This window comes from Thalassospira permensis NBRC 106175 (assembly GCF_000714555.1).
GTDB lineage: Bacteria > Pseudomonadota > Alphaproteobacteria > Rhodospirillales > Thalassospiraceae > Thalassospira > Thalassospira xiamenensis.
Genome location: NZ_AUNC01000044.1, coordinates 1 through 9701, shown reverse-complemented (window position 1 = coordinate 9701; position 9701 = coordinate 1). Strand labels below are relative to the sequence as shown.

Genomic DNA, 9701 nt, shown 5'->3' with positions numbered 1-9701 from the left:
CTGCCGACTGATTTGGCCTGATCTGAGCTTTCATCCCGGGCCGTGAAATGGTTTTTGTTTTCGCAGAAATCGGTTTTCACGGTTCGGGTGACCTTTTTTCCGCGCTTGGTCTTACACTTGATTTTTCTTGGGATTGTCAGTGTCGTGACTTTGCATCAGGGGGGGCATCAGGAAGCATCATTTGGGAATTTTCCGGATTCTGCGAGATGACGCAGGATTTCCTTCCATTGATTTAGCATTCTTTTGGCAACATCCGGCTCATTGTCGAAGCTCTTATGGACCGCAAGCCCGCGTAGCATGCAGAGATTGATCTGGATGAAGGTGCGCGTGCGTTCGCAATCCTGAGAAACGCCGAGTATTTCAGCAATGATATTGTCGCGCTTGGTTGTCCATCGCGCCATGGTGTTGCGCAGGTCGCGGCCTAAATCATCGTCAAGGCGAGCTGCCAGCATCAGTTCGAGTGCCGCCATGTATTTGTCGGGTTCGAACAGTTTTTCCCACAGAACGTCGATAAGTTCGTCGGTTTTCATGCTCGGGCGGTTTTGGGCGTCATCAAAAGGCCAGTCGTTTTCCCAGGAACGCATCAGATAATCAAAGGCCGCAACAATCAGCTCGTTGCGGGTGGGGAACTGATGGGTTAACGCCCCGCGAGATACCTTTGCCCGAGTGGCAATTTCCTGAGTCGAGATTCGCTCGTACCCGATCTCGATGAGAGCCTGGAGGGTCGCTTGGCATACGCGTTTTCGCGTATCACTTGATCGTTCTGCCTGTGTGCGACGTTTCCGGGGCGAACTTTTTTTTTCTGTCGCGTCAGAGAGCTCTGATGCCTGATTTTTCAATGCCATAAGGCGTAACGCTCCTGCTTTCGTTGTTGCGTCATAACTTATTTCAACCGGGTTTGATCCCACAAGTCCATTTATAAATATTGACATTTACAAGCAGACTAGTCTGTATGTTTTTATCAAGAACAAAGCCGAACGGACTTAATCCGGCAATCGGTAGCAAGACACGTCAGACCAGAGTGGCCGTCACGATCTGAACATGGAGACCTAGATGCTTGGTAAAAAATTGATCCTTCCGGCAATTGCCGCTGTTTTTGCAGCAGGTGGCGCTTTCACCGCACATGCGGAAACCAGCTTCATTGCCAACTCGTTTTATGATGCAGAACATCCACTCAGCAAATTCGGCTATGTCGAATGGGCGGAAAAGGTTCGCGAGATTTCGGGCGGCGATCTGTCACCTGAAGTTTATACCGGATCTGTTCTTTTGGCGCCGCGCGCAAGCCTTCAGGGGGCGCGCGATAATATTGCCAATGTCGCGAACATCGCGGCGGTTTATACGCCTTCAGAGCTGCCTGTGGCAAATGCCATTCAGGAACTTGGTTTTAACTATTCTGACCCGTTGACAGCGATCTTTGCCGCTGCAGATTTCAGCATGCACAACGCAGTTCAGCTTAAGGAATGGGCTGATAATGGCATTGTTTATCTTGGTGCCTATGCAACGCCCCCTTATATCCTTTTTTGCAGCAAGCCGGTTCGCACCCTTGAAGACATAAAGGGCAAGCGTATCCGCACTGCCGGATCGAGTGTCTCAAAATGGGTCGAGGAAGTTGGGGGGATTCCCGTAAACGTTCCATCAAGTGAAATGTATACCGGCCTTGAACGGGGGACACTTGATTGCGCAAGTAATGCCGCCAATGACCTGATTGACCGCTCTCTGTGGGAAGTTGCACCTTATACCACCGAACTGCCGACCGGGATGTATTGGACTGGTCCAGAATGGGGCTTTAACGCCGGTTTCTGGGCAGATCTGACCTCAGCACAACGCAAGCAGCTTATGGATGCAACGGCTTATAGCATGGCAAACATGGCCGTGAATTACATTGCGCGCTCGGAAGCGGCACTTGAAGAGGCAAAAGCGAAGGGCAATGAAGTCAGTCAGCCGTCCCCAGAGCTGATGGCGTCGGTCGAAGAATTCCGCGAGAAAGTGTTGGGCGAGATTTATACGATTGCCGAACAAAAATATGGTGTCGCTAACGGCGCGGATCTGATCGACGATTTCCGGTTCACCTATGCAAAATGGGAGGGACTGCTGGAACATGCAGATCGCAGTAATGTCGATGCCCTCGCGGCGATCGCGGCCAAGGAAATCTATGGCGATCTCGATCCAGCTTCCTACGGCATAAAATAGGCCCATTTGCCCGATCCATCAGGATGCGGCATTTGCCTTTGGCCGACGCTCTTTGCACCTGGCACTACGACAGTGTGTCCCTTGTCTCCCGGAGCGTCGGCCAAGCCTGAAATGTAATTCCGGCACGAAGCGGAGCGGTATTCATGTCCTTTAATCCTGATCAAGATATTTCAGGTTCTGGCGCAGTTCAGTCCAACTTTCTTTACCGGGCTGTATCTTGGCTTAACACCACATTTCTTGTGGTGTCTGCAGTGTTTGTCGTTCTCATGATGATTCATGTGACCGCCGACGTTTTGCTTCGGACAATTTCGGATTACGGCATAACCGGAACACTCGAAGTCGTATCCTACTATTACATGGTCTGCGCGATCTTTCTTGCGTTCGGATATGTCGAGCTTCAAAACCAGCACATCCGTGTCGACCTGTTTGTTCAGCAAATGCCAAGGTCTGCGCAGGTCTTTCTTTATGTTCTGGCTTGTTTGGCGGGGCTTGCATTTTTTGGACTTCTTGCCTGGCAGAGCACGCTTGATGCCATTCGCGCGACCAAGTCCTCGGAAACCATCATGTCCAACTTTCTCTTTTACGTCTGGCCGAGCCGATGGGCGCTGCCAATCGGTTTTGTCGGATGTGTTTTGGCGGTGCTGTGCAATCTGATGAAGTCCTTAACCCGCTGGCGCGCGTTGTAAGAGGGAAGTAATGAGTAATCTTGATATCGGTATCATTGGGACCCTTATTGCGCTCGCGATGATTGCTTTGCGTGTGCCAATCGGGATCAGTCTTGGTCTTGTCTCGATCGGCGGTATCGCGGCGATGTTTAATGTGAACGTCGCCTTGGGTATGATTTCTGCAACGCCGTTCGAATATGTCGGTCAGTGGGAACTGACGGCGGCGCCGATGTTTCTGCTTATGGGGTTTATTTGCTCCTCAACCAACATGACCAAAGGGTTGTTTGAAGCGCTGCGGCTGTATCTGGCAAAGTTGCCCGGTGGGCTTGCGATTGCAAGTGTCGGGGCATGTGCCTTCTTTGCGGCGGCCGCGGGGTCAAGTGTCGCGACGGCATCTGCGATGTCACGCATCGCAGTACCGGAAATGCTGCGGAACAATTATGACAAGGGGCTTGCAACCGGTACGATTGCAGCATCCGGAACGCTGGGGTCTCTTATCCCGCCAAGTGTCCTTTTGATCCTTTATGGCGTTTATGCAAAGGTTTCCGTCGGTCAGCTTTTCATGGCCGGGTTCATTCCGGGGGTGCTTTCGGCCCTTGTCTACATGGGCATGATCATGGCGCGGGTGAAGCTCAAGCCATCTCTTGCCGGTAGTGTTGTCATAAACCCGACGAAAGAAGAAAAACGCGCTGCCCTGAAAACGATTTGGCCGCTGCCTGTTCTTATTTTCTCGGTGCTTGGGGGAATATTTTCCGGCGTATTTTCGCCGACCGAGGCAGGTGCAATCGGGGCGTCGGTCGCGGCTGTCATTGCGGCCGTTCGCGGAACATTGACGTGGCACGCGATCAAGAATTCCCTACGCGATACCATTGTTGCCGCGACGGGCATTTTTGTCATTCTTATCGGGTCTGTGTTCTTTACGCGCTTTCTTGCATTAAGTGGACTTCCGGCCGCTTTCTCGGACTCGATCCTCAGTGTCAGTTCTGAACCGTGGTGGATATTCCTTGCCGTGACAGTCATCTATGTCGTGCTTGGGATGCTGATCGACTCTATTGGGCTTCTGCTGCTGACCCTGCCGTTGATTTTACCGCTGGTAAGCAGTGCCGGACTGGACCCGATTTGGTTTGGGATCATCCTGATCAAGCTTCTGGAGATCGGGTTGGTAACTCCGCCAGTTGGCTTGAACGTTTATATGATCAAAGGTGCTTTGGGGAACCTTGTAACGTTGCCCGAGGTATTCCGGGGTGTCGGATGGTTTATCGCCATGGATTTCCTTACCCTTTTGATCCTGATGTTGTTCCCGATTTTGTCTCTCTGGTTGCCGACTTTGGCGTATCGATGAACTGAGAGGTGGAAATATTTTAGAGATTGGGACGGCTTCCATCAGGAATGTGCACATAATATAAAACAAACAGTCTATACTGTTTTTATATGTATCTGTTACATCAACGGCCTGAGGATCAATACTGAAACAGGATGGCGAGATGACCGGTCGGACAGCCCGCACACAAGTTGAAAAAAGTGCAGAAACCCGTCGACGCATTATGGAGGCGACGGTCCGGCTTTTGCAGTGGCAGGGCTATTCGCGATTGACGACCCCGGCAATTGCAAAAGAGGCCGATGTCTCGCGTGGCGCTTTGACCCATCACTACGCCACGAAGGAAGACGTTGTTGTTGCGGCGGTCGAATATCAGCTCAAGGAAGCCATCGAAACCACGCGCCGATATGTTGAACAGAACGCAGACAAGGATATTTCTGTTGATGAGATTATTGATTATCTGTGGCGGTTGATGGCGGATGGCCTGTTTTATGTAACTTTGGAATGGCTACCGGAAATGCGCCATAACGCGCTTTTCAAAACGCGCCTCATACCGGTTGTTCAAGGCTTTCACAGCTCTCTCAACGAAATTTGGGCCATTATTTCGCGCCGATACCATGCTGATCCAAGACAGGCAGAAGTCGTCCTGAACGCAACAATGTGCCTGTTTCGCGGCATGGTGGCACAGACCATTGTCCGCAAAGATACCGAATATTTCGATGAACTCCTGTCCTTTTGGCGCCAACTGCTTCGTCAGATGTTTGCCAACGGATTGGGTATCGATATCTCCGCTTGCTCCACCAGAGAAGAAAGATCATGACTTTAAAACTGATTAAAAATGCCCGTATTGTTGATGGCTCGATTGCCGAACCGACTGAGCCGCTCAACATCCTGATTGAAAATGATCGCATTTGTGAAGTATCGGCCGATGCCACATCGCCGGATGCAGAAGTTATGGATGTGCGTGGCAAGACTGTGATGCCAGGCTTGATCGACTGCCATGTGCATGTCATCGCAACCACCACAAATCTTGGCAAAAACGCGGACCTTCCGAACTCTTTGGTCGCGCTGCGTTCGGCAAAGATCATGGAACGCATGTTGATGCGCGGTTTTACGACCGTGCGCGATCTGGGGGGGGCTGATTACGGTTTGGTCGAAGCGGTTGAGCAGGATGGTCTGCCTGCGCCGCGTCTCGTGATTTGTGGCAAGGCCCTGTCGCAGACCGGTGGTCATACCGACTATCGCGGACGCCACAGTCTGCGGTCTGTTGACTATTACAGAGATCAGATCGGTTCGCTTGGCGTGGTTGTGAACGGTGTTGATGAAGTCCGCCGCGCAGCGCGCGAACAGATCAAGGGAGGGGCCGATTTCATTAAAGTGATGGCAAATGGTGGTGTTTCTTCTCCGACCGACCCGATTGCAATTTTGGCCTTCTCAACCGAGGAGCTTAAGGCCGCGGTTGAAGAAGCCAAGAATGCACAGCTTTATGTTTCGGGGCATCTCTATACCGACGAGGCCATTCGCCGTGCGCTTGAGTGCGGTGTTGAATCCATTGAACATGCCAATCTGATGAAGCCGGAAACGGCCAAGCTGATCCGCGAAGCGGGGGCCGTCGTGATCCCGACAAATATCACCTATGACTTGCTGGCGCGTGAAGGTGCCCGGTTTGGCTTGCCTGAGGAATCGGTTGCCAAAATCGAAGACGTTCGTGGTGCTGGTCTTGAATGCCTGACCCATCTGCATAAGGCGGGTGTCGTCATGGGGTATGGTTCAGACCTTCTGGGCGAGATGCATGACCACCAGTCCGAGGAATTCCTGCTGCGCGGTCGTTACCTGCCTGCAAAGGATGTCATCCGGTCTGCTACCATTGATGCAGCAAAGGTGTTGCGCAAGGAGGGTGAAATCGGTGTGATCGCGCCGGGCGCATTTGCCGACATTATTGTCGTTGACGGAAATCCGCTCGACGACCTGTCCTTGCTGACCCGTCAGGGCGTGCATATGCCGCTGATCATGAAGGGTGGCCGCATTTTTAAAAATACAGGTTCCCTGTAAGTCCGGTTCGAAGATCACCGAATTTCAAAAAAAGGAAAGTGCAATGAAGAACGTTACCCTTCCGGTCCTTGCGGTCGTACTCGGGATCGGCGTTACCGGCGCTCATGCCGAAACCAGCCTGGATATGTCGAGCGAATATCCGGTAAGCTCCATTCATGCCCAGACGGCAGATTTTTTTGCCAAAACGCTTGGCGAAGAAACCAATGGCGACATAAGTGTCACAGTCCATCATGGTGGTGCATTGGGCTATAAATCGGTCGATCACTATGACGCTGTCGGGGATGGTGCGGTACAGCTTGCTTCATCCTTCTCGGGCGCATGGTCAGGGATCAATCCAATCTTCCTGGTTTCGTCGCTGCCATTCATTGCGACCTCGATTGAAGATACCCGCAAACTTTATGAAGCAACCCGGCCCTTCTATGAAAAGGCGCTCGAAGAGGACAATCAGGTTTTCCTCTATGCCGCACCTTGGCCGGCTTCTGGTTTTTGGGCCAACAAGCCAATTGATAAACCCGACGCACTTAAAGGTCTGAAAATTCGGACCTATGACACCCCTGGTACCAAGACCCTCCAGAATGCGGGCGCGTCACCGGTTCAGCTCAGCTGGGGCGACATCGTTCCGCAGCTGACGACCAATGGCATCGATGCTGTTCTGACCTCGGCTGACGGCGGTGCCGGGTCGCAGTTCTGGGAATATTTGTCCGATTTTACCGAAGTAAACTATGCGCTTCCGCTTCAGGTCACGCACATGAACCGCGATGCCTTTGATGATCTTGGTGAAGAAGGTCAGAAAGCTGTTCTTGATGCCGCAAAAAAGGCGGAAACATTCGGTTGGGAGGCTCTGGATTCCCGGGTTAAGGCCAACTACGCCAAGCTTGCCGAAAATGGTGTAACCGTTACAACCGGCGTTTCGGCGGATCTTTTGTCGCTGCTGAAATCTTCTGCTGCCCCGGAAGTTGAGCAGTGGAAAGAACGCGTGGGCGACGATGCCCAGACACTGTTGGACACCTATCACGAGCTGCTTGCACAGTAGGGCTCGATATCTTTGAACCGGTATCGGGCATGGTGATACTGTGCCCGGTACGCTCAACGCGAATAGTATCATGAAATCTGTCGTCAAATTCATCGAAAGCCTGTCCAAGCTGGGGGCTGCCCTGGCCGCCATAACCTTGGTGGCAATGGTATTGTTCATTCTTTTTGAGATTGTTCTGCGAACGGTTTTCGACAGTTCGACCTTTATCATGGATGAAATGGTTGGTTATGGCGTTGCAACGGCAACCTTTCTGGCGTTGCCCTATGCGTTGGGCGAGGGAAGCATCATTCGCGTCGAATTGCTCCTTGGGCATGTGTCAGGCAGGCATCGCAAGTTTCTTGAAGCTTTGAGCTGCGTCGTCGGTCTTGGTGTGACCTGGCTTCTGATTTCTTTCATGTGGGTCCGGGTTGAGCGCGACTGGGCCCGAAATACCGTCAGCAGCAGTATTGCCGAAATGCCCATGTGGATACCTCAGGGGATCATTCTTGCCGGGCTCTGTTTGCTGTTTCTTCAGTTGATCGCGCTTCTGATCAGACAATTCATCGCAATCCCCGATCGTGCATCAGATGCCGAAACGCTTTGAAATCATGTCGTTTCGCGCGCTGAAACTGTAATTAAAAAAAAACGGGTTTTATCATGGATGCACTTCTTGCTGCGGGATTGGTTCTTGCACTGATTTTCTTGTTCCTTGGGCTCGGGGTCTGGATATTTGTCGGGCTTCTGGCGGTGAGTGGTTTGTCACTTGCCCTTCTTGCCGGTATGGATATATCGCGCATCGGTACCATTGCTGCCAATATCGTCTATCGATACTCCACGACCTGGGAATTGGCCGCCATTCCGATGTTCATCTGGATGGGGGAGATCATTTTCCGGACAGATATTTCTGATCGAATATTTCGGGGTCTGACACCATTTGTGAACTGGTTGCCGGGAAGATTGCTTCATACAAATGTACTGGGCTGTACCATGTTTGCCGCAGTTAGCGGCTCAAGTGCTGCCACGGCGGCCACGGTGGGTAAAATCACCACAACGGAACTTTCGCGTCGCGGCTATGATCAATCTTTATCGCTGGGCTCGCTTGCCGGGGCTGGCAGCTTCGGATTGCTGATTCCTCCGTCAATCGTGATGATCGTCTATGGCATCCTGGCCGAGGTTTCGATCAGCCGCCTGTTTGCTGCCGGTGTTCTGCCGGGCATCATGATCGCTGCGCTCTTTTCTGGCTATATTGCCTTTCGTGCCGTGCTGAAACCTGGCATTGCCCCAAAGGCAGAGGCGCGGTTCAAGCCTTTGGAATTGATTGGGGCGATTATCGATCTGCTGCCGATTATCACCCTGATGGTGATTGTATTGGGGGCAATCTATTCCGGGATTGCAACCCCATCGGAAGCCGCAGCTGTTGGTGTGTTCGGTGCGATTGTGATTACCATCTGCCTGCGCCAGTTTTCGGTTGCGATGTTGGTGCGGACCCTGCTGGGGGCCGTGGTCAGCAGTGCAATGATCTGTTCGATCCTGATTGCAGCAGCCTTTCTGTCGACCGCGATGGGCTATCTGCATATTCCAAGTGAAATTGCGCGCACTATCGGTGAATGGCAATTGTCCCCTTCGATGCTGATTGTGGTTCTGACGCTGTTCTATCTTGTGCTTGGGCTTTTTCTTGATGGTGTTTCGATCATCGTCATGAGTTTGCCGATCACATTGCCGCTGGCGATGCAGGCCGGGATTGATCCGGTATGGTTCGGCATTTTTCTGATTGTGACGGTTGAGCTGGGCCAGATCACACCGCCCGTTGGCTTCAATCTGTTTATTCTGCAAAGCCTGACAGGGCAGTCTGTTGGCCGGGTGGCAAGATATGCGTTCCCGTTCTTCCTGCTGATGCTTGGCGCGATTGCCCTGCTTGTCTGGTTTCCTGAAATTGCCCTTTGGTTGCCGAGTACTCTTTATGACTGATATTGATCTTGTTCGACTGGCGGTGGCATATGCGGCGAAAGCCCAGCCCGAAGCATCACTTGATGCGATAGCCGATCTTTATGATTGCCGGTTTAAACCCCGTCTGATGACGTTCTTTGCCTGGGATAATGGCGACGATATGTGCCGTCGCGTCTGGTCAAATAATCCGGAAAAATATCCGACATCGGCAAAAAAGAAGATGGGACCGACACAGTGGGGGCAAACCGTTCTGCGTGATCAGACGCCATGGTTCGGAAAAAACGAAACGGCCATGAGCGAGGCGTTCCCAGATCATGAACTGATTAAAAGTCTGGGCTGTTCTGCCTGCCTCAGTGTCCCGGTGGTTGCGATGGGCAAGTCAATCGGGGCGATCAGTATCCTGCATGAAGAAGGCAAATACAGTACATCCGATTTAGGTGATCTTGCTGCCTGTTCAGCGTTGCTTGTCGTGCCACTTTTGCTGCTTCGAAACCCGATTTAACATATGTATGTGTTT

10 protein-coding genes are annotated in these 9701 nt (G+C 52.0%); 9 read left to right on the top strand and 1 reads right to left on the bottom strand.

The features are described from left to right. Positions 1-167: 167 nt before the first annotated feature. Entirely contained in the window at positions 168-845 is a 678-nt protein-coding gene (locus SMB34_RS16730) for a TetR/AcrR family transcriptional regulator (RefSeq protein WP_051682366.1), read from the bottom strand. Positions 846-1053: 208 nt separating this feature from the next. Here SMB34_RS16730 and SMB34_RS16725 point away from each other — a divergent pair, with 208 nt between their 5' ends. From SMB34_RS16725 to SMB34_RS16685, 9 genes are all read left to right on the top strand, one after another. Further along, complete coding sequence (locus SMB34_RS16725) at positions 1054-2190, top strand: C4-dicarboxylate TRAP transporter substrate-binding protein (RefSeq protein WP_037991774.1); 1137 nt, start codon at positions 1054-1056, stop codon at positions 2188-2190. Positions 2191-2468: 278 nt separating this feature from the next. Further along, on the top strand, positions 2469-2876 hold the full coding sequence (locus tag SMB34_RS16720; RefSeq protein WP_196871072.1) for a TRAP transporter small permease: 408 nt from the start codon (positions 2469-2471) through the stop codon (positions 2874-2876). Positions 2877-2886: 10 nt separating this feature from the next. Further along, positions 2887-4197 carry a TRAP transporter large permease gene (locus SMB34_RS16715; protein ID WP_037991773.1) on the top strand — a complete coding sequence of 437 codons (1311 nt, stop codon included), beginning with the start codon at positions 2887-2889 and terminating at the stop codon, positions 4195-4197. Positions 4198-4339: 142 nt separating this feature from the next. Further along, on the top strand, positions 4340-4993 hold the full coding sequence (locus SMB34_RS16710; protein WP_051682365.1) for a TetR/AcrR family transcriptional regulator: 654 nt from the start codon (positions 4340-4342) through the stop codon (positions 4991-4993). After that, positions 4990-6225, top strand: a complete 1236-nt coding sequence (locus tag SMB34_RS16705) for a metal-dependent hydrolase family protein (RefSeq protein ID WP_037991771.1) — start codon at positions 4990-4992, stop codon at positions 6223-6225. Before SMB34_RS16710 ends, SMB34_RS16705 begins: the two co-directional genes overlap by 4 nt. Positions 6226-6268: 43 nt before the next feature. After that, entirely contained in the window at positions 6269-7258 is a 990-nt protein-coding gene (locus tag SMB34_RS16700) for a TRAP transporter substrate-binding protein (protein ID WP_037991770.1), read from the top strand. 70 nt (positions 7259-7328) lie between these two features. Next, positions 7329-7841 (top strand): TRAP transporter small permease subunit, encoded by a 513-nt coding sequence (locus SMB34_RS16695; RefSeq protein ID WP_051682364.1) that lies wholly within the window; start codon positions 7329-7331, stop codon positions 7839-7841. A 53-nt stretch (positions 7842-7894) separates the two neighbouring features. Beyond that, positions 7895-9205: a TRAP transporter large permease gene (locus SMB34_RS16690; protein ID WP_037991768.1), complete on the top strand. Its 1311-nt coding sequence runs from the start codon at positions 7895-7897 to the stop codon at positions 9203-9205. After that, positions 9198-9686, top strand: coding sequence for a GAF domain-containing protein (locus tag SMB34_RS16685; RefSeq protein ID WP_051682363.1), 489 nt, complete (start codon positions 9198-9200; stop codon positions 9684-9686). The genes SMB34_RS16690 and SMB34_RS16685 overlap by 8 nt, the downstream gene beginning before the upstream one ends. Positions 9687-9701: the final 15 nt, after the last annotated feature.

Coding starts and splice junctions, on each gene's coding strand:
- SMB34_RS16705 (WP_037991771.1), top strand. CDS start 4,990: ATGACTTTAAAACTGATTAAAAATGCCCGTATTGTTGATGGCTCGATT.
- SMB34_RS16690 (WP_037991768.1), top strand. CDS start 7,895: ATGGATGCACTTCTTGCTGCGGGATTGGTTCTTGCACTGATTTTCTTG.
- SMB34_RS16730 (WP_051682366.1), bottom strand. CDS start 845: ATGGCATTGAAAAATCAGGCATCAGAGCTCTCTGACGCGACAGAAAAA.
- SMB34_RS16715 (WP_037991773.1), top strand. CDS start 2,887: ATGAGTAATCTTGATATCGGTATCATTGGGACCCTTATTGCGCTCGCG.
- SMB34_RS16725 (WP_037991774.1), top strand. CDS start 1,054: ATGCTTGGTAAAAAATTGATCCTTCCGGCAATTGCCGCTGTTTTTGCA.
- SMB34_RS16685 (WP_051682363.1), top strand. CDS start 9,198: ATGACTGATATTGATCTTGTTCGACTGGCGGTGGCATATGCGGCGAAA.
- SMB34_RS16710 (WP_051682365.1), top strand. CDS start 4,340: ATGACCGGTCGGACAGCCCGCACACAAGTTGAAAAAAGTGCAGAAACC.
- SMB34_RS16695 (WP_051682364.1), top strand. CDS start 7,329: ATGAAATCTGTCGTCAAATTCATCGAAAGCCTGTCCAAGCTGGGGGCT.
- SMB34_RS16700 (WP_037991770.1), top strand. CDS start 6,269: ATGAAGAACGTTACCCTTCCGGTCCTTGCGGTCGTACTCGGGATCGGC.